Source organism: Escherichia sp. MOD1-EC5950, assembly GCF_002965345.1.
GTDB classification, from domain to species: domain Bacteria; phylum Pseudomonadota; class Gammaproteobacteria; order Enterobacterales; family Enterobacteriaceae; genus Escherichia; species Escherichia marmotae.
Genome location: NZ_PTSR01000007.1, coordinates 16,841 through 39,245, shown reverse-complemented (window position 1 = coordinate 39,245; position 22,405 = coordinate 16,841). Strand labels below are relative to the sequence as shown.

Here is a 22,405-nt window from a genome sequence, read left to right as displayed (position 1 = left end):
ATGCGTAAGATAACAACCGCCGGGGCACTGGCGGCGCAAATTCAGGACGGCGCAACCATTGCCATTAGCGGTAACGGCGGCGGCATGGTGGAAGCTGACCATATTCTGGCAGCCATTGAAGCGCGTTTCCTGCAAACCGGACACCCGCGCAACCTGACACTAATCCACTCGCTGGGCATTGGCGATCGCGACAGCAAAGGCACTAACCGCCTCGCTCATGCCGAAATGCTCAAACGCATAATTGCCGGACACTTTACCTGGTCCCCCAAAATGCAGGAGTTGGTAAAAAATAACGCCATCGAAGCGTATTGCTTTCCTGGCGGTGTAATTCAGGCACTGCTGCGGGAGATCGGTGCCGGACGTCCTGGGCTTTTTACCCACGTAGGGCTGGGATCGTTTGTTGATCCACGCAATGGTGGCGGAAAGTCGAACGCTTGCACCACTGACGATCTGGTAGAACTGATTGAAATTGATGGCGAAACCAAACTCCGCTATCGCCCTTTCAAAGTGGACTATGCCATTTTGCGCGGCACTTATGCCGATCCGCGTGGCAACGTTAGCCTCGAAGAAGAAGCGATTGATATGGATAGCTATTCGATGGCGCTGGCAGCACACAACAGCGGCGGCAAAGTATTCGTCCAGGTGCGCGATGTGCTGGAAGCTGGCGCCATCGAACCACGCCGGGTCAAGCTGCCGGGGATTCTGGTCGATGGCATCGTTGAGCACCGCGAACAACCGCAAACCTATCTTGGCGGCTACGACCTGACAATTAGCGGTCAGCATCGCCGTCTGAGTTCTACCGGCGCTATTGAACTGGTTAGCCATCCGGTGCGCCGTCTGATTGCCCGTCGGGCGGCACGCGAACTGGTGGCTGGCGCTTCTACCAACTTTGGCTTTGGTATTCCGGGCGGTATTCCTGGGGTTGCACTGCGCGAAGGTGTTCCTTATCAAAGTTTATGGTTGAGTGTCGAGCAAGGCGTGCATAACGGCATGATGCTGGATGACGCGTTTTTCGGCTGCGCCCGTAACGCTGACGCGATTATCCCTTCGCTGGATCAATTCGAGTTCTACAGCGGCGGCGGCATTGATATTACTTTCCTCGGCATGGGCGAGATGGATCAGCACGGTAACGTCAATGTCTCACACCTGAACGGCAATCTGATCGGCCCTGGCGGCTTCCTCGAAATTGCACAAAATGCCCGTAAAGTGGTGTTCTGCGGCACATTCGACGCCAAAGGCAGCAAGATCGACGTGACGCCAGATGGTCTGCATATCACCCAGTCAGGTCAAATACCCAAACTGGTTACTCAGGTGGAAAAAATCACCTTTAGCGCCGCTTACGCACAGCAAAGTGGTCAGGAAGTGCTGTACATCACCGAACGCGCGGTTTTTCAGTTAACGACAGAAGGTGTTGAATTAATTGAGATTGCCCCGGGCGTGGAGATTGACCGCGACATTCTGCCGTTCATGGCCTTCCGTCCGATTATCAGGCAGCCGCGTCTGATGGAAAGTAGCCTGTTTACGCCGATGGAGGACGCATGAGCCAGCCTGATGACGCCATCCTCGAGGCGCTGACGCACGTCACCTTTCCGAAAGGTTTTACGCCAGCAGAACCGCACTCAATTGTCACCGTGGAGGATGTTGATTACCCAACCTGGCAAGTTGATGCACTGGTCGTTGGTAGCGGCGCGGCTGGATTACGTGCAGCGGTTGAGCTGAAACGTCGCCAGCAAAATGTGCTGCTTGCTACCGCCGGGTTATACATGGGAACGTCAGCCTGCTCCGGTTCCGATAAACAGACGCTGTTTACCGCTGCTACTGCGGGCAACGGCGACAACTTCGCAAAACTGGCCGAGGCACTGGCGAGCGGCGGCGCGATGGATCACGACACGGCATATGTCGAAGCGGTCGGTTCCCTGCATACCCTTGGCGGGCTGCAATATCTTGGTCTGGAATTGCCGGAAGATCGCTATGGCGCAATTCTCCGTTATCAGACCGACCATGACGAAGCCGGACGCGCGACGTCCTGTGGACCACGCACTTCTCGCCTGATGGTGAAAGTGCTGCTGGAAGAAGTGCAGCGCCTCTCCATTCCACTGCTGACCAGTGCAACGGTGATTAAACTGCTGCATCAACGCGGTGAGAATGGCGAAGATCGCGTGGCGGGGGCTATCCTCGCAACCGGTTCCCGCGCCCATAACCCGTGGGGGCTGGCAATTGTGACTGCGCCCAATGTGGTACTGGCAACGGGCGGACCGGGCGAGCTTTATCGCGACAGTGTTTATCCGCATAAATGCTTTGGCTCGCTGGGGCTGGCGCTGGAAGAAGGTTTGACGCTAACCAATCTGACCGAAAGCCAGTTTGGTATAGGCACGCCGCGCAGCACGTTTCCGTGGAATTTATCCGGCACCTATGTGCAGGTGATCCCGTATATCTATTCTGTGGATACAGAGGGTAACGAGTATAATTTCCTTGCGGATTACTATCGCACTACCCAGGAGCTGGCTTCAAATATCTTCCGTAAAGGCTATCAGTGGCCGTTCCACGCCACACGGGTGATGGATTTTGGCTCCAGCCTGCTGGATATGGCGGTGGCAAAAGAGCAGCAATCAGGCCGCCTGGTGTTTATGGATTTCAATCGCAATCCTGAAGCGGTGCCTGGTGATTTGCCATTCTCATTAGCGCGACTGGATGCTGACGTTCACGCGTATCTGGAAAACAACGGCGCGCTGGCACCATCGCCCATCGAACGCCTGCAACGAATGAATCCGCTGTCTATCTCGCTGTACCAGATGCACGGCTACGGGCTCACCACGCAACCACTGCAGTTCGCCATGAATAATCAACACATGAACGGCGGCATTGAGGTGGATATCTGGGGGCAAACCTCTCTCCCCGGCTGTTTTGCCGTGGGAGAAGTGGCCGGAACTCACGGCGTCACTCGCCCCGGCGGCGCAGCGCTGAATGCCGGGCAGGTTTTTGCCGTGCGCCTGGCGCGCTTTATTGGCTGTACGCAAATGCGGTCTGTTGAGGGAGATATCGCGCAACGGGTAGCTTCGCCCCTGACTACCGTAAGAGAGGTCATCACCCAGGCGCTGGCAAACGAAAACGGTATGACGCTGGCAACGGTGAAAGAAAAAATCCAGACGCGAATGTCTGATTACGCTGGATTTATTTGTCATGCCGATAAAGTTCGCCACGCCACCCGCGATGCCCTGCTGTTGAGTGAATTTGCCCAGCAACACGGTTTAACCATCAACCACGCAGGCGAAGTTGCTGAATTATTTATGTGGCGGCATATGGCGCTGACTTCTGCCGCCGTTTTAACGCAACTCACACATTATATTGACGCAGGTGGCGGCAGTCGTGGGGCGCGGATGGTTATTGATCCGCAAGGCGAATGCCTGCCACAAACTCGTCGCGGCGCAAAAGAAGAATGGCGTTTTCGCTCTGAGCAAGCCGACGATAAAAATCACAAATTAACGATTCAATATTCACAAGGTTCTTTTATTACCGAAGTTAAGTCTTTACGCAAACAACCGCATATTAACGGTATTTTCTTTGAAAAAAACTGGCCAGATTTTCTGAATGGAGAGATTTACACACAATAATTTTTAATATGTTCTCTGTACCTGACTTTATTACCTATTACACGGAAATACCAACAACCAGGGTTTATTAATATAATTAAAAGGTTTAAACATGAATAAAATAAAGAATTATCGGTGGCATATGATTGCCCTCGTATGTTTTATCACTGTAATCAATTATCTGGACAGAACTGCATTAGGTATTGCGGCTCCAACCATTATGGAGACCACCGGAATAACCAAAGAGCAATATTCATGGATCGTCAGTGCGTTCCAGTTGGCCTATACATTAGGGCAACCGGTGATGGGTTTCTTTATTGATACCGTTGGTCTGAAATTAAGCTTTGCGATTTGCGCCGCAATCTGGGGCCTGGCGACAATGGGTCATGCACTGACCGGAACATGGTCAGGTCTGGCATTTATGCGCGCCCTGATGGGGTTCAGCGAAGCATCGGCAATTCCGGCGGGTGTTAAAACAGCATCAACATGGTTCCCGGCAAAAGAGCGCGGTGTGGCTACGGGGGTTTTCAATATGGGAACTTCACTCGGTGCAATGCTTGCGCCACCGCTGATTGCCTGGTGCATTATGTTTCATAGCTGGCAATTTGCGTTTATTGTCTCGGGTAGCCTTGCTTTGCTCGCGGCTATATTTTGGTTCTTTTGTTATAAAGATCCGAAAGATGCCAAACGCCTTTCTGATGAAGAGCGTCAATATATTGAATCAGGACAAGAGCAGCATCTTAAAACAGGTAAAAAAGAAAAAACGTCAATCAAACATATCCTCAGCCAACGTAATTTCTGGGGTATCGGCATCGCGCGTTTTCTCGCAGACCCGGCATGGGGAACCATTAATTTCTGGGTGCCTATATTCTTCGTTGAAACGCTGCATTTTAGCCTGAAAGAAATTGCCATGTTTGTCTGGCTACCTTTCCTGCTGGGCGACCTCGGCTGTTTAGCCAGCGGTTTTGTGGCGAAGTTCTTCCACGATCGCGGCGTGAGTTTAATTAACTCGCGAAGAATTACCTTCACTATTGCTGCGGTCATTATGATGACAATCGGCCTGGTGAGTATTGTCGAAAATCCCTACATTGCCGTATTGCTGATTAGTATTGGCGCGTTCTCGCATCAATGTCTTTCTACTGTTGCGGCAACACTGGGCGGCGATTTGTTCAAAAAAGATGAAGTTGCCACCGCCGTTGGTATGGCGGGTGCCTGTGCGTGGAGTGGTCAGTTGATTTTCAACCTGTTTATCGGGGCATTCGTTCACATTATCGGCTTCGCGCCGTTCTTTATTGCTCTGGCTTTCTTTGACATCCTGGGGGCAATTGCGCTGTGGGCGCTTATCAAAGTCAAAGATGAAGAACCGCACGTACAATTAGCTACGAGCTAATATTTAAGATGAGTGCGCTGTAATTATGGTTATGGCGCTTCAACAATAAAGCAAAACGCCGGAACATGGCCGGCGTTTTTACGTCTCGTTGAATAACGAATTATTCAGCTACTACGTTTACGATCACTTTCGCGAATACTTCGCTGTGAACCTGGAAGCTTACTTCGTGTTCGCCAGTGGTACGCAGAACGCCGTTCGGCAGACGAACTTCGCTCTTAGCCACTTCAACGCCTGCTGCAGTTACAGCATCAGCGATGTCGCGAGTACCGATGGAACCGAACAGTTTACCTTCGTCGCCAGCTTTAGACGCGATGGTAACAGTTTCCAGTGCATTGATTTTCTCAGCGCGAGCATTAGCTGCTGCCAGAACTTCAGCCAGTTTAGCTTCCAGTTCAGCGCGACGTGCTTCGAAGAATTCAATGTTTTTCTTGGTAGCTGGAACAGCTTTACCCTGTGGTACCAGGAAGTTACGAGCGTAGCCCGCTTTAACATTTACCTGATCACCCAGGCTACCCAGGTTTGCTACTTTATCAAGCAGAATAACTTGCATTACCTTATCCTCTCAAAGTCGTATTAATGGACCGTGACCGATTACTGATGGCGATCAGTGTACGGCAGCAGGGACAGGTAGCGAGCGCGTTTGATAGCGCGAGCCAGCTGACGCTGGTATTTTGCACGGGTCCCGGTGATACGGCTTGGGACAATCTTACCGCTTTCGGTGATGTAGTTTTTCAGCGTAGCGATATCTTTATAGTCGATCTCTTGAACGCCTTCCGCGGTGAAACGGCAGAACTTGCGACGACGGAAATAACGTGCCATATGGCTAGTCTCCAGAATCTATCAATTCAATCTGCTCGGCATGCAAAACCATTTTGCTCAGACCGTTCTTTGCCTTGTGGCATGAAATGAACCCCTGAACGGTTATGCGACTGCCGACCGTTATACTGTGAGTAATGGCCTGGTTTTCGTGTCCGCTAATAATAACGGGCATTTGGCACCACGCCTGCCGATGAAAACCGGCTTCCTCCTGCACAGAACGATGCTCAAGCACGAACTGGCAGTGAGGAATTCCTGATGGACTGACCTTTCGAAGGGGCATCCTGCACACGGTGCCGGACAACACCAGACGGTTGGTCATCAGAAATTACTCTTCAGAATCCCCAGCTTCAGCATCATCAGCGGTTTCGTTTGCGAAATCATCGCGACGCTCACGGCGCTCGTCTTTCGCTTTAACCATCGGAGATGCTTCGGTAACGGCGTGCTTAGTACGCATTACCATGCTACGGATAACGGCGTCGTTGAAGCGGAAGGTAGTTTCCAGCTCATCGATCACTTCCTGCGGCGCTTCAACGTTCATCAGAACGTAGTGAGCTTTGTGCAGTTTGTTGATCGGGTAAGCCAGCTGACGGCGGCCCCAGTCTTCCAGACGGTGGATCTTGCCTTCTGCACCAGTGATGGCAGCAGTGTAGCGCTCGATCATGCCCGGAACCTGTTCGCTCTGGTCAGGATGGACCATAAAAACGATTTCGTAATGACGCATCGAATTGCTCCTTACGGATTATTCAGCCTCCTGTCTGGGTCAGCCGCAGCCCATGGAGGCAAGGAACGTGTTAAAGGGCGGCTGAAAAATGACGCGTTATAGTACTGGTATACCCCGCTAAACTCAAGGCCAGCCGACAAATAATTCTCATCTTTCGCTAAATCGTACTAACCCGCTGATTTGAAGTTCATCACATACCATTACGGTGTTTTTTTGAACAACTGCATCAGAAATGGTCACCATCAACTTCTTTATCATTGATTAAAATTAAATCAGAAGATCATCACAGAGGAGCGCATACAAAGACAGCCGTCGAGGAGGTATTTATGTTCAGTCGTGTTTTAGCCCTTCTGGCTGTGCTTTTGCTAAGTGCAAATACATGGGCAGCCATTGAAATCAATAACCACCAGGCCAGAAATATGGACGATGTGCAGAGCTTAGGCGTGATTTATATCAATCATAACTTTGCCACTGAAAGTGAAGCACGTCAGGCATTAAACGAAGAAACCGACGCGCAGGGCGCAACGTACTACCACGTGATTCTGATGCGGGAACCGGGGAGTAACGGCAACATGCACGCCAGCGCGGATATTTATCGCTAGCACCAGGTATAACCAACGAAACATTGTCATAGTTTGCATTGCCCCCTTCACCGGGGGCTTTTTTATGAAAAACGGCTGCGGAATCAGACCAGTTATCTCCCGAAGAAGGATATTTCCGCAGCGCGTGTTTTACTTCTGCCCGTAATAAGCGTTGGGACCATGCTTACGCATAAAGTGCTTATTCATCAGATAACTATCGATGGGATTCAGTTGCGGGTTAATGCCGCGCGCAATCCACGCCATTTTCGCCACTTCTTCCATCACCACCGCATTATGCACCGCATCATGAGCGTCTTTACCCCAGGCGAACGGCCCGTGCTGGTAAACCACAATCCCCGGCGTATGCAGCGGCTCGGCATCGCCCAGCGTTTCGATGATCACTTTGCCGGTGTTCAGTTCATACTCGCCCTGCACCTCTTCTTCGCTTAATCCGCGCGTACACGGAATATCGCCAAAGAAATAGTCAGCGTGTGTGGTGCCTAACGCCGGGATCGCCATCCCCGCCTGCGCCCATGCGGTGGCATGGGTTGAGTGGGTATGCACGATTCCACCGAGAGATGGATAACGACGGTAAAGCTCGAGATGCGTTGCAGTGTCTGACGATGGACGATACTGCCCTTCCACCACATTGCCACTCATGTCAACCACCACCATATCGTCCACTTGCATGGTTTCGTAGGCGACGCCGCTGGGCTTAATCACCACCAGCCCGCGTCCGCGATCAATAGCGCTGACGTTGCCCCAGGTAAAGGTCACCAGTCCATAACGCGGCAGATCCATGTTGGCTTCAAATACCTGTAGTTTCAGCTTTTGCATTATGCGGCCTCCACCATGCCCGCTTTGGCCATGCGCGCTTTCACCCAATCACGCGCTTTCGCCACTTCTGCCGCCGGGTCTTCCGCCGTTTCGCTCCACATCTCAATCAGATAAGGCCCGCAATAACCACTCTGTTTGAGCGTTTCAAAGCAACGTTCGAAGTCCACCACGCCTTCGCCAAACGGCACATTTTTAAAGACGCCCGGTTTGGTGTCTTTCACATGCACCGCGACGATGTGCCCTATTCCAGCCTGTAATTCCATCTGCACGTCGTTATCCCACGCCGACAGGTTGCCGATATCCGGATAGAGCTGGAACCACGGGTTGTTGAGATAGTGTGCATAGCCCAGCGCCTTGCTGATGGAGTTCATCAACGGGTAATCCATGATCTCCATCGCCAGCGTCACCTGCGCACGGCTCGCCATCTCAACACTCTCTTTCAGCCCTTCGCGAAAACGACGACGCGTTTCGTTATTGGCTTCCTGATAGTAGACGTCATAGCCCGCCAGTTGGATCACGCGAATGCCGACATCCTGGGCGAACTGGATAGCTTTACGCATAATCTCCAGCCCCTGCGCCCGCACTGTGTCATCTTCGCTGCCCAGCGGAAAACGACGATGGGCAGAAAGGCACATGGACGGTACGCGCACGCCAGTTTCAACAATCGCATTCACCAGCGTCAGACGTTGTTCGCGGCTCCAGTCAAGGCGAGACAGGCGAGCGTCCGTTTCATCTACTGACATCTCAACAAAATCGAAGCCCAACGTTTTTGCCAGTTGCAACCGTTCCAACCAGCACTCCCCGGTGGGGAGTGCTTTTTCATAGATGCCAAGCGGGATTTGTTTGGACAACATATCCGCTCCTTAGCCCCACAGTTGGGCGATGGAACGTTTGAACTGACGCGCAGCTTCAACCGGAGACGCGGCATCACGGATGCTACGACCAGCGATAAAGACATGAATCGGAATACCTTTGAACAGTGGCAGATCTTCCAGCGCCAGGCCACCGGTAATGGTTACTTTGAAGCCCATATCAGAAAGGCGTTTGATCGCGGCGATATCTGATTCGCCCCAGCCTACACCGGCTGCTTGCGCATCACGGCTGCGGTGATACACCACCTGCTGGATGCCCGCTTCACGCCATGCATCCGCCTGTTCCCAGGTCCAGAAACCAGTCAGCTCAATCTGTACGTCGCCGTTAAACTCTTTTGCCACATCCAGCGCGCCTTTGGCGGTGTTGATATCCGCACAGCAAATCACGGTGACCCAGTCAGCGTTGGCTTCAAAGCACATACGAGAAAGGATTTTGCCCGCATCAGCAATTTTGGCGTCTGCCAGCACAATCTTGTGTGGATAGAGTGCTTTCAGATCGCGCACCGCACGCACACCTTCCCCCATACACAGAATGGTGCCCACTTCGATAATATCGACTTCTTCAGCAATCAGACGAGTGGTTTCATAGGCGCTATCCATAGTCTGGTTGTCCAGCGCGACTTGCAACATGGGTAATGACATCTTCAATTCCTTCTTAAGCAGCCGCGTTGGTGCGGTCAATTAAATCCAGTACTTCCTGCTCGGTACGGCAGGCGCGTAAACGGTCGAAATTCTCTTCATCTTCAAACAGGTTGACGATTTGCATGATGCCCACTTCCTGATGAGTATTGGCATCGACTGCCGCCATCGTGATGAGGATATCCACCGGGTCGTTATCTTCGTGGTTGAACTCCAGCGGCTTTTTCAACGTCACCAGCGCAAAACCGGTTTTCTTAACCCCCTCTTCCGGGCGTCCGTGTGGCATTGCCAGGCCTGGCGCGAGCACAAAGTACGGGCCGTGCTGTTCAACCGCATCCAGAATCGCCTGGTAGTAACGCGGCTCAACAACATCCGCCGCCACCAGCAGGTCAACGCCAATTTTTACCGCGTCCTGCCAGGTCTCTGCTTCTGCCTGCAAACAGATAGATTTATTTTCTGCCAGCGAATCACGTAATTTCATGGCGCGTCCTTACTTCATGTCCTGCGGGAAATGTTCTTTGATCACTTCCAGCAGTTTCGGGCCAAAGTCTGTGGGTGAGAGCATGTTGCGCACGCCAACCACATATTTGTTGCCGGTAACAGTGATTTCGCCCGCAATATGGGTAGAAGCGATGATGATATCCGCGCCGCTCAACTCGCTTTTGTACTCGCCAACCGCGCAGCTATTTACCGTGTGGTCAATGTTTGATTGGGTTAAAAACTGGTCCACTTTCATTTTCATGATCATGGAACTGCCTTGTCCGTTGCCACACACAGCCAGAATACGTACGGTCATAATCAAAACTCCTTATTAAGCAGACTGTTCTGCCAGTTGTTTTTCTGCATCTTCTTCTGCGCGCAGCGCGCGGCCAGCGAAGTACATATAAGCCAATGCAATAACGATGATGACGGCCATAAAGGCGATACCGATGGAGAAGAAGCCCTGCATCATCGGCGGTGCCAGAATCGACCAGTCCGCCATGCCCATCCAGGCACTCATACCGGTGAGTTTCACCGCCCAGACGCAGCCAAAGATTTCAATCATCCCCATCACCAGACAAATCTTCAGCGCCGCACGCCAGCCGCCGAAGTGGTTCGCGAATACGCCGATGGTGGCGTTGGAGAAAAACATCGGGATAAAACCAGGAATGATCAGAATCGCGGAACCGCAGGCGACCAGAATACCAACCGCTATTAGTTGCCCGATGGTGCCCCACATAAAGCCCCAGACCACGGCATTCGGCGCAAAGCTATAGATAGCCGCACAGTCAATCGCCAGAACCGCACCCGGGATCAGACGCTGGGAGATACCGTTAAATGCTTCAGAGAGTTCCGCGACAAACATGCGCACGCCCTGAGTAATGATGAAGATCGCCACCGCAAAGGAGAAACCGGTTTGCAGGATGTACACCACCCAGTTCACTTTGCCTGCCATCGCCTGCACGGTATCGATACCGAAAGAGAGCAGAATGGCACCAAAGAAGATGGTCATCACAATCGCCGTGGAGACGATGTTGTCGTGGAAAATGTTCAGCCAACCGGGCAATTTGAGGTCTTCAACGCTTTCCTCTTTTTTGCCCAAATACGGCGCGACCTTATAGGCAAGCCAGGAAGCAAACTGCTGTTGGTGACCGATGGAGAAACCGCAGCCGTCCGTCACTTCCTGAGTCGGCTTGTACATCATGTTGGAGGTGATGCCCCAGTAAAGCGAAACCAGAATCGCAGTGCAGATAATGGTAGTCCACATGGAGTAGCCGAAAATAAACAGCGTGACAGCTATCAGACCCGCCTGTTGGAACATGATGTGGCCGGTCAGCATGATGGTGCGAATACCAGTAATGCGACGCAGCAGCACGTAACAGATGTTTAGCGCCAGTGCCAACAACACCGCATAACCCACCCAGCTATAGGCATCGCCCATACGCTCAATAGTTGCCATCATCGATGCGTAGGTATCTGAAATCGCGCCATTAATGCCATAGACTTCCGACATTTTTGCCACCACCGGTTTAAAAGTGCTGGTCAGGATGCCGGACCCTGCTTGCAGCAACATAAAACCGATAATCGTTTTGATGGTGCCTTTGATAATCACGCTGACGCTTTTACGCAGCAGGATGTAGCCCAGGCAGGTCACAATACCCAGCAATAACGGGGCATTGGTCATGACCTGGTTAAAGAACACGGTAAAGATGCTGTAGAGGATCTCCATAACGATCTCCTGAAGAAGAGGTAACCGGGAATTCCGCACACCCGGAATGTTGTGCACTCACTCTAATTTTCAAAAATAATCACAACAAGATTATTTGTGATTAAATGTGACGCGGCACGCAAATAATTCCACATAGAAAGTATGGTGTTCACAAGACGAAACAATTATTCATTTAAATTCATTTAGTTAATTAAATTACACACTCCTTTAAATCTTTCCATACTCAAAATCATCAACAACGCTTTCGGTGAAAAGTCAAAAAATGGTCATTGCCTTCCTGAAAAAACAGTGTCAGGATTAATCAAAACCAATCAAACATTGATTCAAATTGAACTATCATGAAGGTAAATGGCGATGAGTAAAGTGAAAAGTATCACCCGTGAATCCTGGATCCTGAGCACCTTCCCGGAATGGGGTAGCTGGCTGAATGAAGAAATAGAGCAAGAACAGGTCGCACCAGGCACCTTTGCGATGTGGTGGCTCGGCTGCACCGGGATCTGGTTGAAATCGGAAGGCGGCACCAACGTGTGCGTCGATTTCTGGTGCGGTACTGGCAAACAAAGTCACGGTAACCCACTGATGAAACAGGGTCACCAGATGCAGCGCATGGCTGGGGTGAAAAAACTGCAACCGAACCTGCGCACCACACCATTTGTCCTTGATCCGTTTGCCATTCGCCAGATCGACGCTGTGCTGGCGACTCACGATCACAACGATCATATCGACGTGAACGTCGCTGCAGCCGTAATGCAAAACTGCGCCGACGATGTGCCATTTATCGGGCCGAAAACCTGTGTGGATTTATGGATTGGCTGGGGCGTGCCGAAAGAACGCTGCATCGTGGTCAAACCAGGCGATGTGGTAAAAGTGAAAGACATTGAAATTCATGCCCTTGACGCGTTCGACCGTACTGCACTGATTACCCTGCCTGCGGATCAAAAAGCGGCTGGCGTACTGCCGGACGGGATGGATGATCGCGCAGTGAACTATCTGTTCAAAACGCCGGGCGGTTCCCTGTATCACAGCGGCGACTCCCACTACTCCAACTACTATGCAAAACATGGTAATGAGTATCAGATCGATGTGGCGTTAGGATCTTACGGCGAGAACCCGCGCGGTATTACCGACAAAATGACCAGCGCCGATATGTTGCGTATGGGTGAAGCGTTAAATGCAAAAGTGGTGATCCCGTTCCACCACGATATCTGGTCAAACTTCCAGGCCGATCCGCAGGAAATTCGCGTACTGTGGGAGATGAAAAAAGATCGTCTGAAGTATGGCTTTAAGCCGTTTATCTGGCAGGTTGGCGGCAAGTTCACCTGGCCGCTGGATAAAGACAACTTCGAATACCACTATCCGCGTGGTTTTGAGGATTGCTTCACCATTGAACCGGATCTGCCGTTCAAATCGTTCCTGTAATCCGTCGCTTTTACCGGATAGCGTGGAGATGTTCCCGCTATCCGGCGTAGTATTTCCTGGCTATTTCAAATATCATCTAAAAAAATCAAATTTTATCGGAATAGCTCATGACTGAAGCACAAAGACATCAAATCCTCCTGGAAATGCTCGCACAATTGGGCTTTGTGACCGTAGAGAAAGTTGTTGAGCGCCTGGGAATTTCGCCTGCTACCGCACGACGGGACATTAATAAACTCGACGAGAGCGGCAAACTGAAAAAAGTGCGCAATGGCGCGGAAGCCATCACCCAACAGCGTCCTCGCTGGACACCAATGAATCTCCACCAGGCACAGAACCACGATGAAAAAGTGCGTATCGCCAAAGCGGCATCGCAACTGGTCAATCCGGGCGAAAGTGTGGTCATCAACTGTGGTTCCACCGCATTCCTGCTCGGAAGGGAAATGTGTGGCAAGCCTGTGCAAATCATCACCAATTATTTACCGCTGGCAAATTACCTGATCGATCAGGAACATGAGAGCGTGATCATCATGGGCGGGCAGTACAATAAAAGCCAGTCCATCACCTTAAGCCCGCAGGGCAGTGAGAACAGCTTGTATGCCGGCCACTGGATGTTTACCAGTGGCAAAGGGCTGACGGCAGAAGGGTTGTATAAAACCGATATGCTAACAGCGATGGCAGAGCAGAAGATGCTGAGCGTGGTGGGGAAACTGGTGGTTCTGGTCGATAGCAGCAAGATTGGTGAGCGCGCGGGTATGCTCTTTAGCCGCGCCGATCAAATCGATATGCTGATCACTGGCAAAAATGCTAACCCGGAAATCCTGCAACAACTGGAAGCGCAAGGGGTCAGCATTCTGCGCGTTTAAAGATGCTGGCGGAAAAATTTCACCGCGGCATCTAACGCTTCTGGCGTAATGCGATGACGCACGCCTGGCTGCCATGAACAGGTTAACTGTTTATCCAGCCCCGCTTCTCTTAGTGCCTGCTGCAAACGTACTGATTCGTCGGCAGGTACGACATCATCATCAAGACCATGCCATAAGAGCAGTGGTCTGTTTCCCAGCTCTTCCAGGTGGTTTGTCGCTTCCCACTCCACCAGCGGAGCGATAATGTTATTAAATTCGCGCTGCTGCGCTGCCGTTTCAGGTATCAGCGGTGGAAACAGTGAACGGGCAAGCGATGTGAAATAGCCCGATCCCATCATGCTGGCGGTACATTTCACCGTGGAGTGGCGAGCGGTAATTCCCAAGGCCGTCATCGCGCCCATCGATGCGCCGCCGACTGCCAGACGGTCATCAAGCAGCCAGTTTTCTTTAACAATAGCCGCACGTAATGGCGTAAATTCTTGCATATTTTGCCGCAATATTTGCCAGAACTGATTTAACCGTCGCGGTGTGTCGCCACTAAAACGGATACCGTGATCGGGTGCGTCTGGCATGATTACCCGCATACCGGCCTGTGCCAGCGCAACGGCAAAATAGCTATACACCAGACTGGATGAAGTAAAACCGTGATAAAAAATCACGCACGGTAACGGAGTTTCTTTTTGCCCAACGGGATAAGCATGTAGAACGGGAATATCTGCCAGTACGCGCGATTCTAATTCAATCATCTATTCCTCCTTTTTGTCTGGTATGACATGAAGAAATCCTTAGCACAAGTTTCCGCTGGCAGTATTAGTTCATAATGTTGAGATATGGGTTACGCTTTCACCACGTTTTCATTCGAAAATCGCGTACCAGGTAACAATTCGGGAACATTCCCCCAAAGTTAAATTAATAAGGCACTACACTATGGTTAGCAGGAAACGTAATAGCGTTGTTTACCGGTTTGCCAGTTTATTATTGGTGTTGATGTTAAGCGCCTGTAGCGCACTGCAAGGTACGCCACAGCCAGCGCCACCAGTAACGGATCATCCGCAGGAAATTCGCCGCGACCAAACCCAAGGGCTACAGCGAATTGGAACGGTAAGCACAATGGTCCGTGGCTCACCGGATGACGCATTAGCAGAAATCAGAGCGAAAGCTGCCGCGGCAAAAGCTGATTATTACGTCGTCGTAATGGTGGATGAAACCATTGTGACAGGACAGTGGTATTCACAAGCCATTTTGTACCGTAAATAAATCAGACAACTTATACAGTAAGCTTTACATTGCTTTGCGTCCCTATGCGTTTACCTGTGCACAATAAATTACCGGCTGGAAGCTCGGGCGTTTATTACCGCGATGGAATGCCCTGCAACATGTGGGGAAACGAAAAATGGAGCTGACGATGAAACAATTACTTGCCTCACCCTCGCTGCAATTAGTTACGTGTCCCGCGAGCGCCACGGCACAGTCTGCAGAATTCGCCAGTGCTGACTGCGTGACGGGCCTGAATGAAATAGGTCAGATCTCAGTTAGCAATATTTCGGGGGATCCGCAGGACGTGGAACGTATCGTGGCGTTAAAGGCCGATGAACAGGGGGCGTCATGGTATCGCATTATTACCATGTACGAGGATCAGCAGCCCGATAACTGGCGTGTACAGGCGATACTGTATGCATGAGTGTTATCAACAGCGAATGAACAATGCCGGATGCGGCGCGAGCGCCCTATCCGGCCTATAAATTCTATATATTTCATTAAGCGTAAACGCTTACAAACACACACCACCAGTCGCCCGCAGTAACAAATCATTCTGGATCTGCCCTGACAACCGCACACCACCGCGCGTATCTAACATCATCTGACACCACGCCTGCGCCATTGGCGGAGAAGCATATTTCAACATTTGCGCGCCACTACCCAGCAAGAATAGCTGATGAGTAATCTCTCGCCCCAGCTCTTCAGACGGTTTGCGCAGTTGCTGCTGTAAACGACGAACCGCGCGATCAAAATAGCGATCCTGTCCTTTCACTTCCATAAACGCTTCCGTCAATAACTCGTATACGCCAGCCTGCTTATTAAGAACGCGCAGCACATCCAGACACATAATATTGCCGGAGCCTTCCCAGATACTGTTCACCGGCATCTCCCGGTACAGCCGCGGCAACTCGCTCTCCTCGCAATAGCCAATACCGCCCAACACCTCCATCGCTTCGGCCACAAATGGGACGCCACTTTTGCAAATCACAAACTTCGCTGCTGGCGTAAATAAACGCGCCCACAGGGCTTCTTTAGCATCGGCACGCCGATCCCACGCCCGTGCCAGACGAAACAACAGCGCCGTTTGCCCTTCAAGCTGAAGCGCCATGCGACTTAAGACATGACGCATAAGGGGCTGTTCGATCAACGGATTGCCAAATACATGTCGTTGATGAGCGTGATAAATCGCCAGCGAAAATGCACGGCGCATCATGGCATGGCTACCCAGGGCGCAATCAAAACGCGTCATCCCGCCCATTTTCAGGATCAGGCGGATGCCTTCTCCCTCCTGGCCTAACAGCCAGCCGATAGCATCCTGAAACTCCACTTCGCAACTGGCATTAGAGCGATTGCCCAGCTTATCTTTCAGGCGTTCCAGGCGAATCGCGTTACGTTGTCCATCAGGCAAAAAACGCGGCACAAAGAAGCAGGACAATCCGCCCGTGGTCTGTGCCAGCACCAAATGCGCGTCGCTTTGCGGCACCGAGAAAAACCATTTATGCCCCACCAGCCGATAAGAACCATCGTCCAGACGCTCTGCCCTGGTAGTATTGCTCATCACATCAGAGCCGCCCTGCTTTTCTGTCATTCCCATGCCAATCAACAGACCGCGTTTTTGCCCGCCTGGCAGCAAATGGGAATCGTAGCGATCGCTCAACAGCGGCGTGGTCCAATCCTTGAATGGTGCAGGTAACATCTGCAATAACAATGGGGTGGCGGCAAAAGTCATGGTTATCGGACATAACGATCCGGCCTCAACCTGTGCGTGCAACATAAAACGCGCCGCGCGCGCCACAAATGCGCCAGAACGAGCATCTTCCTCCCAGGCCAGATTGTGCACCCGATTGGTACATAGTGCCTGCATCAGCAAGTGCCATGCCGGATGAAAACGCACATCGTCCAGACAGCGTCCCTGAGCATCGTAGCGCAACAATTCTGGCGGATTCACATTCGCCAGTCGCCCCAGTTCAAGGGATTCAGCCGTCCCTAACTGCTGACCAATACTGGCGAGAAAATCACTATCCCAGCCCGCACCTTCACGTGTTACCGCTTCGCAAAGCGCGCCATCGGACAGGTATAGATTGCTGTTATTTAAAGGTATCGGTTGATTAAAAACGGTGTGAGTTTGCCAGTGCACTGTGTCTCCCTCCATCAATGGCAGTCACCATTAGTATGGTCACTGCCACGGATTCCTGACAGAAAGAGATTGCTAAAACATTCTTAACCCGCAATGTAATGCGGAACAAAACGCGAAGTATCTTTAGTGATCAGCGTGTTATCTTCGCGAATCCCCATACCGCACGCTTCATCATCGACAATCCAGCTACCAATCAATGTGTAGCTATCGCCAAAGCGCGGCAAAGGCTGAAAAGCCTGGTAGATCATCGGTTCATCGGCGTAATCACCCTCAGCATGGTCAACGACGTTGTTCTGACCGTCAAAGATGGTGACGTTACCGCCTTCCCGTGAGTAGATCGGTTTACGCACGTAGCTTTCGCCCGCAGCAATCTGCGGTTTCTCGCCCTCAAACCAGGATGCCAGAAGATTAGGATGACCAGGGAAAAAGCGCCACAATAGCGGCATTAACCCTTTGTTGCTCAAGATACTTTTCCATAACGGTTCCACCCATTGCTCACGACGCTTGCGCAGCAGCGGGCCGTTATCGTCACGCATCATCCACTCCAGCGGATACAGCTTAAACGCACGCTGGATGACGTTATCATCGAGATCGGTCAGCACACCGCCGACGCCCAGGCCGAGATCTTCAATATAGATAAACCGCGATTCCTGCCCTGCCTGCTGGGCGCAGTCCTGCAAGTACAGCACGGTAGTCCTGTCTTCGTCGGTATCCTGACAGCAACAAAAATAAAACGGTTCACGGCTATAAATCTCGCTAAAGCGCGAAATCAGACGCTCCTGAATGACATTGTACTGATCAGCGTCACGCGGAATAATGCCGCTGCGCCGGGCATCTTCCAGCCACAACCACTGAAAATAAGCCGATTCATACAGCGAGGTCGGCGTATCGGCGTTGTACTCCAGCAACTTCACCGGCGCATTACCACACCAGGCAAAATCCATACGGCCATACAGCGAAGGATCGCGCGCGCGCCAGCTTTCAGCAATTACATCCCAGTACAGCGGGGGGATCGCCAGTTGCGTCAGGATCTCTTCATTTTTAACCGCACGATCCACCACCTCAAGGCACATCTGATGCAGTTCCGCAGTCGGTTTTTCGATCTGCTCTTCAATCTGCCGCAGGGTAAAGCGATAAGCACGACTCTCATCCCAATAGATTTCATTGTCGATGATATGAAAGTCAAATCCGTTATCGGCAGCGATCTGATCCAGATCCCGCCGCACAGGAACGTTGTGTCTCAGCATGATTAGCCTCCCCAATGCCCACGGGCGCTGGAAGAACGACCATAGCCGCCGCGAGAAACGGTTGATGCTTTTCTGGTGGTAAAGCCGCCCGAAGAGTAAGACTCTTTTTTGCCAGAACCGGAGCGCCAGGAGTAATCACCGGAAGTGTTGCGCCAGACGGGGCGCGAAGCATAAGAGGAGCCGCCACTGTTATAAACAAACTGCTCATCGCGATCTTTACGAATAACCCGACTTAATAAAAATCCAGAAATGACCGGGAGCCAACTCTGTTCGACGTTGTCGTAATAGCAATTTTCGTACTTAGACTGACAATTCTGCTGAGTCATATTCTTCGGAACATCGGCATAAAATGCCGCTTTGGCGTTGTTCCAGCCATGAGCACAGATATCTGAATTATTACCGTCATCAATGCAATCCTGCACTGTCGAGTAAAACGTTCCGTCGCCGTCGTTATCGACATCGCCACTATCGCCACAACTTTTCAATACGAAAAAAGCGGCTCCCCCCATTAGCGCCAACGTTAAGTATTTATGTGCGTAGCGATTTCGCTGCGGTGCGAAGGGATTATTCGGTCGATTAATACGGCTGATGGCTCCGTGAGCTGGTTTACTGCTATTTCTTGATTTGCGTTTTCTGGCCATGATCGTCCATTACCATGTCATACAAGCTGCGTTAAAAATACCACCAGCCAGCGCGGCGGTTCCCATAAACATTCCTGCGGCGGTATTGTGATTAATAATTTTGTCGCTTAATGCGGGTATATAAAGTCTGACGCCAGAAAAAACGAGTAATTGAATCACCAGTGCGATCCCACCCCAGGCAAAATAATCAGGAATACTCACCGCATTGATTGCCGCACTGGATAATGGAATAACATAACCCAGCAATGTCCCGCTGAACGCCAATGACGCCGCGATATTATTGTTTTTGATTAACTGCCATTCATTATGCGGAGTAATTTTGGAATAGATAAACAGAAAGATAATCACCATAGCCACGCCAATAAAAAAATAGGCGCTAAAAGCAAGGAGTGAATCAAGAATATGCATTATAAACTTCCCTGTAATTAACCAATAATATGAAGTGATGTTAGTGGGATATCGACACCCAGCGCACGCGAAAATAACCACTCCGGTTCACCGAGTTCGTTAAAGGATTCCTCACCATTTAACAGCAAATATTCGTAAGTATCTTCGGTTACCTGTCGCTGGTAACCCATCATAAAGTTATGCACTTCCCATTTGGTATGGTTTTGATTTTCTATTTTTTCCAGCATGTAGACCGGCTCAATATTACCTGGTTCTTCGCTATTAAAAAATCGCTGCCAGCGTTTTTCCTGCCAGTTTAAGGTCATCATCCCCATTGCTTTGGCATTAATTGCCTCGCGCCAGTGGCTCTCTTTGCTGATACCGTAACTCTCTTCATAGACAAAGAGCTTGATATCATCAATGTCATCAATGTCTTCGCCGCCAGTGGTATTGATTTGCAGGAATTCATCACCGGAAGTGTAGTAACGGAATATCTGACTACCGCCCCCCAGATCGATGCGACTGGCTGCAGCTACAGTGTATTCTTCCCCCGGTAACGCAATCAGTAATTCATCTTCCAGTAAACGAAACGCTAACGTATCGAGCGTAAAACCATTATGGAGATGCAACCCCAGCGGACCACGAGCGACAGCAGGCTTATCATCATTGCCAAACAGGCGCTGGAAAAAACCAGACATATTTTACCCTTAAAATAGCTGCCAGCCTTTTAGTGAGGCTGGCAAAAAAATTACTCACCCTGTTGGCGTTGCAGCCTTGCCAGCACATCCTGAGCACTGCTTTTGTTAACTCCACCAATCCCCGCTTCCGCCAGTTTTTCGTCGAGATCGCGGCCGTCTGCCACTTTCTCCAGTTGTGCAGCGGCATCCAGCCGTGCCTGACGTTCGGCCTGACGCGCTTGCAGGCGTTTTAAGGATTCAGCCGCTGTAGAGACGCTGGAAGATGCTCCAACGGTAGAGGTCGTTACTGCCTGTTGCGCACGCTGCATGGCTTCAGTGGCCTTAACGACTTCCATCTGTTGCTCAAATTGAGCAATACGCTGTGCCGTTGCCGTTACCGCTTTTTCCACACCATCACGGGAGACTTCAAGATTCGACAACACTTGCTCTTCAGCGGTAATGAGATTCTCAAGGCGCGCGATTTCTTCAGCGACTTCGTTAATCAACGACGGGTTGACGTTCTTACTTAATGCTTCCAGCGCACGGGCTTCCAGAGTGGCTTTACGCTCACGTAAATCTTTCAGTTTATCGTTACTTAATTTCACTCGCGCCAGCAGATCGACGCGTGATTTTCCGGCTTTATCCAGTTCAGCTTTGGCGTCGCGAATATGTTGTTCCAGCATCCGCACACCCTGGTTTTCTTCAATGGATTCTTCCGCCTGTGAAATAAAAGACTTACCTAATGTAAATAAACTTTTTAAAATCCCCATAAATACCTGTCTTCGTGATTAATATGAATATTCTTCAGTAATTTCAGCTAAATCCAATGCATTATCTACCAGCGTGGTTATCTCCAGCAGGAGATCATCAAGGGAAGAGTTAAGCGATAATGCACCAAAAACAATGTAATACTCTTCCTGCTCCACACTGGAGATCCCTACCGATGACAGTGGCATAATCTTCTGATTTCTTAATAAGAAGGTATTAAATTCATCTGGATTACTGATACAACTTACCGGGCAAATAAATGTTTCGATAATCATCTGGCGGGAAGTAAAAAGAATATTGATTTGCAAATCGCCATAATCATTCATTTTAATAATTAATGCGTTTTCATTATTTGTTATATCAATATTTTGTTCAGGTACAGTTTGCAGCGCCGTCGCCAGCGCCAACGGATTCCATGTCATATATTATTCCATAGTGATTAAGTTAAAATATTAATAATATGAATATTTGTAGCACGTAAATATCTTACCAGCTCCAGGTAAAAAAAAACCATCCAAATATGGATGGTTTTTCATAATTCAGAGGAATTAGCTACGCTGGCGTACTGCTTCAAATAAACAAATGCCGGTCGCTACCGAAACGTTCAGGGAAGAAACGCTTCCTGCCATCGGGATGCTGATCAACTCATCGCAATGTTCACGGGTCAGGCGACGCATGCCTTCACCTTCCGCGCCCATCACCAGTGCCAGACGCCCGGTCATTTTGCTCTGATAGAGAGTATGATCCGCTTCACCCGCCGTACCGACGATCCAGATATTCTCTTCCTGCAACATACGCATGGTGCGCGCCAGGTTAGTCACCCGAATCAGAGGAACGCTTTCTGCCGCGCCACAGGCCACTTTTTTCGCCGTTGCATTGAGTTGAGCGGAACGATCTTTCGGTACAATCACCGCATGAACGCCAGCGGCGTCTGCGCTACGCAGGCACGCACCGAGGTTGTGTGGATCGGTAACGCCGTCGAGGATCAGCAGGAACGGTTGTTCGAGCGAAGCGATCAGATCCGGCAGATCGCTTTCCTGATACTGACGTCCAGGCTTCACGCGGGCGATAATGCCCTGATGCACGGCACCGTCGCTTTTCTCGTCGAGATATTGACGATTTGCCAACTGGATAACCACGCCATGAGATTCGAGGGCGTGAATCAGCGGTAACAGACGTTTATCTTCACGGCCTTTTAAAATAAAGACTTCCTGAAAACGTTCAGGGGCGCGCTCCAGCAGGGCCTGCACTGCGTGGATGCCGTAAATCATTTCGCTCATTAATGTACTCGTTGTTAACGTTTTGCCTGATACGCTACGCTTATCAGGCCTACATGATTCTGCAATAT

27 protein-coding genes are annotated in these 22,405 nt (G+C 50.7%); 8 read left to right on the top strand and 19 right to left on the bottom strand.

Annotated features, from left to right (window positions below; all coding sequences use genetic code 11):
* From BEA93_RS10080 to BEA93_RS10070, 3 genes are all read left to right on the top strand, one after another.
* Positions 1-1,542 carry an acyl CoA:acetate/3-ketoacid CoA transferase gene (locus BEA93_RS10080; RefSeq protein WP_001517636.1) on the top strand — a complete coding sequence of 514 codons (1,542 nt, stop codon included), beginning with the start codon at positions 1-3 and terminating at the stop codon, positions 1,540-1,542.
* Entirely contained in the window at positions 1,539-3,611 is a 2,073-nt protein-coding gene (locus tag BEA93_RS10075) for an FAD-dependent oxidoreductase (RefSeq protein ID WP_001517635.1), read from the top strand. The genes BEA93_RS10080 and BEA93_RS10075 overlap by 4 nt, the downstream gene beginning before the upstream one ends.
* 91 nt (positions 3,612-3,702) lie before the next feature.
* Positions 3,703-4,980 (top strand): MFS transporter, encoded by a 1,278-nt coding sequence (locus BEA93_RS10070; protein ID WP_001033611.1) that lies wholly within the window; start codon positions 3,703-3,705, stop codon positions 4,978-4,980.
* A gap of 100 nt (positions 4,981-5,080) precedes the next feature.
* Here BEA93_RS10070 and rplI read toward each other — a convergent pair whose 3' ends face one another.
* From rplI to rpsF, 4 genes are read right to left on the bottom strand one after another with little or no spacing between them, the layout of a single operon-like run.
* Entirely contained in the window at positions 5,081-5,530 is a 450-nt protein-coding gene (rplI, locus tag BEA93_RS10065) for a 50S ribosomal protein L9 (protein ID WP_001196062.1), read from the bottom strand.
* A 41-nt stretch (positions 5,531-5,571) separates the two neighbouring features.
* Positions 5,572-5,799, bottom strand: a complete 228-nt coding sequence (rpsR, locus tag BEA93_RS10060) for a 30S ribosomal protein S18 (RefSeq protein ID WP_000135199.1) — start codon at positions 5,797-5,799, stop codon at positions 5,572-5,574.
* Positions 5,800-5,803: 4 nt separating this feature from the next.
* Entirely contained in the window at positions 5,804-6,118 is a 315-nt protein-coding gene (gene priB / locus BEA93_RS10055) for a primosomal replication protein N (RefSeq protein WP_001517634.1), read from the bottom strand.
* 6 nt (positions 6,119-6,124) lie between these two features.
* Entirely contained in the window at positions 6,125-6,520 is a 396-nt protein-coding gene (rpsF, locus tag BEA93_RS10050) for a 30S ribosomal protein S6 (protein WP_001216676.1), read from the bottom strand.
* 326 nt (positions 6,521-6,846) lie between these two features.
* Here rpsF and yjfY point away from each other — a divergent pair, with 326 nt between their 5' ends.
* Positions 6,847-7,122 carry a DUF1471 family protein YjfY gene (yjfY, locus tag BEA93_RS10045; RefSeq protein ID WP_000492914.1) on the top strand — a complete coding sequence of 92 codons (276 nt, stop codon included), beginning with the start codon at positions 6,847-6,849 and terminating at the stop codon, positions 7,120-7,122.
* 129 nt (positions 7,123-7,251) lie between these two features.
* Here yjfY and ulaF read toward each other — a convergent pair whose 3' ends face one another.
* From ulaF to ulaA, 6 genes are read right to left on the bottom strand one after another with little or no spacing between them, the layout of a single operon-like run.
* On the bottom strand, positions 7,252-7,938 hold the full coding sequence (ulaF, locus tag BEA93_RS10040) for an L-ribulose-5-phosphate 4-epimerase UlaF (RefSeq protein ID WP_001517633.1): 687 nt from the start codon (positions 7,936-7,938) through the stop codon (positions 7,252-7,254).
* Complete coding sequence (ulaE, locus tag BEA93_RS10035) at positions 7,938-8,792, bottom strand: L-ribulose-5-phosphate 3-epimerase UlaE (RefSeq protein ID WP_000949556.1); 855 nt, start codon at positions 8,790-8,792, stop codon at positions 7,938-7,940. The genes ulaF and ulaE overlap by 1 nt, the downstream gene beginning before the upstream one ends.
* Positions 8,793-8,801: 9 nt before the next feature.
* Entirely contained in the window at positions 8,802-9,452 is a 651-nt protein-coding gene (gene ulaD / locus BEA93_RS10030) for a 3-keto-L-gulonate-6-phosphate decarboxylase UlaD (protein WP_000056742.1), read from the bottom strand.
* A 13-nt stretch (positions 9,453-9,465) separates the two neighbouring features.
* On the bottom strand, positions 9,466-9,930 hold the full coding sequence (ulaC, locus tag BEA93_RS10025; RefSeq protein WP_000776497.1) for a PTS ascorbate transporter subunit IIA: 465 nt from the start codon (positions 9,928-9,930) through the stop codon (positions 9,466-9,468).
* Between the two features lie 9 nt (positions 9,931-9,939).
* Positions 9,940-10,245, bottom strand: coding sequence for a PTS ascorbate transporter subunit IIB (gene ulaB / locus BEA93_RS10020; RefSeq protein ID WP_000218363.1), 306 nt, complete (start codon positions 10,243-10,245; stop codon positions 9,940-9,942).
* A 15-nt stretch (positions 10,246-10,260) separates the two neighbouring features.
* Complete coding sequence (gene ulaA, locus BEA93_RS10015; RefSeq protein ID WP_001517632.1) at positions 10,261-11,658, bottom strand: PTS ascorbate transporter subunit IIC; 1,398 nt, start codon at positions 11,656-11,658, stop codon at positions 10,261-10,263.
* A 354-nt stretch (positions 11,659-12,012) separates the two neighbouring features.
* On the opposite strand from ulaA, the gene ulaG reads away from it, so the two are divergent.
* Both ulaG and ulaR read left to right on the top strand, forming a co-directional pair.
* Entirely contained in the window at positions 12,013-13,077 is a 1,065-nt protein-coding gene (ulaG, locus tag BEA93_RS10010; RefSeq protein WP_105224550.1) for an L-ascorbate 6-phosphate lactonase, read from the top strand.
* Between the two features lie 107 nt (positions 13,078-13,184).
* Positions 13,185-13,940: an HTH-type transcriptional regulator UlaR gene (gene ulaR / locus BEA93_RS10005; RefSeq protein WP_000133636.1), complete on the top strand. Its 756-nt coding sequence runs from the start codon at positions 13,185-13,187 to the stop codon at positions 13,938-13,940.
* Here the strand turns inward: ulaR and yjfP are convergent.
* Complete coding sequence (gene yjfP / locus BEA93_RS10000; RefSeq protein WP_000571047.1) at positions 13,937-14,686, bottom strand: esterase; 750 nt, start codon at positions 14,684-14,686, stop codon at positions 13,937-13,939. The two genes, ulaR and yjfP, sit on opposite strands and share 4 nt — an antisense overlap.
* Before the next feature lie 181 nt (positions 14,687-14,867).
* Between yjfP and bsmA the strand changes: the two genes are divergently transcribed.
* Positions 14,868-15,197 carry a biofilm peroxide resistance protein BsmA gene (gene bsmA / locus BEA93_RS09995; RefSeq protein ID WP_000254648.1) on the top strand — a complete coding sequence of 110 codons (330 nt, stop codon included), beginning with the start codon at positions 14,868-14,870 and terminating at the stop codon, positions 15,195-15,197.
* A gap of 148 nt (positions 15,198-15,345) precedes the next feature.
* The gene (gene yjfN / locus BEA93_RS09990; protein WP_001517630.1) at positions 15,346-15,621 is read left to right on the top strand and encodes a DUF1471 family protease activator YjfN; all 276 of its coding nucleotides are present in this window, start codon (positions 15,346-15,348) and stop codon (positions 15,619-15,621) included.
* A 90-nt stretch (positions 15,622-15,711) separates the two neighbouring features.
* Here yjfN and BEA93_RS09985 read toward each other — a convergent pair whose 3' ends face one another.
* From BEA93_RS09985 to rlmB, 8 genes are all read right to left on the bottom strand, one after another.
* Entirely contained in the window at positions 15,712-17,337 is a 1,626-nt protein-coding gene (locus BEA93_RS09985; RefSeq protein ID WP_105224551.1) for an isovaleryl-CoA dehydrogenase, read from the bottom strand.
* 83 nt (positions 17,338-17,420) lie between these two features.
* Entirely contained in the window at positions 17,421-18,584 is a 1,164-nt protein-coding gene (locus BEA93_RS09980; RefSeq protein WP_000943972.1) for a glutathionylspermidine synthase family protein, read from the bottom strand.
* A 2-nt stretch (positions 18,585-18,586) separates the two neighbouring features.
* The gene (locus BEA93_RS09975; protein ID WP_000101693.1) at positions 18,587-19,225 is read right to left on the bottom strand and encodes a DUF1190 domain-containing protein; all 639 of its coding nucleotides are present in this window, start codon (positions 19,223-19,225) and stop codon (positions 18,587-18,589) included.
* A 9-nt stretch (positions 19,226-19,234) separates the two neighbouring features.
* Positions 19,235-19,633: a DUF350 domain-containing protein gene (locus tag BEA93_RS09970; protein ID WP_001517628.1), complete on the bottom strand. Its 399-nt coding sequence runs from the start codon at positions 19,631-19,633 to the stop codon at positions 19,235-19,237.
* 17 nt (positions 19,634-19,650) lie between these two features.
* Positions 19,651-20,310 (bottom strand): YjfK family protein, encoded by a 660-nt coding sequence (locus BEA93_RS09965; RefSeq protein ID WP_001517627.1) that lies wholly within the window; start codon positions 20,308-20,310, stop codon positions 19,651-19,653.
* A 50-nt stretch (positions 20,311-20,360) separates the two neighbouring features.
* A complete protein-coding gene (locus tag BEA93_RS09960) occupies positions 20,361-21,059 on the bottom strand; it encodes a PspA/IM30 family protein (RefSeq protein ID WP_000511941.1) in 699 nt (232 codons plus the stop codon).
* 18 nt (positions 21,060-21,077) lie between these two features.
* Positions 21,078-21,479, bottom strand: coding sequence for a DUF2170 family protein (locus BEA93_RS09955; protein WP_000220117.1), 402 nt, complete (start codon positions 21,477-21,479; stop codon positions 21,078-21,080).
* 126 nt (positions 21,480-21,605) lie between these two features.
* A complete protein-coding gene (rlmB, locus tag BEA93_RS09950) occupies positions 21,606-22,337 on the bottom strand; it encodes a 23S rRNA (guanosine(2251)-2'-O)-methyltransferase RlmB (RefSeq protein WP_001293269.1) in 732 nt (243 codons plus the stop codon).
* Positions 22,338-22,405 lie beyond the last annotated feature (68 nt).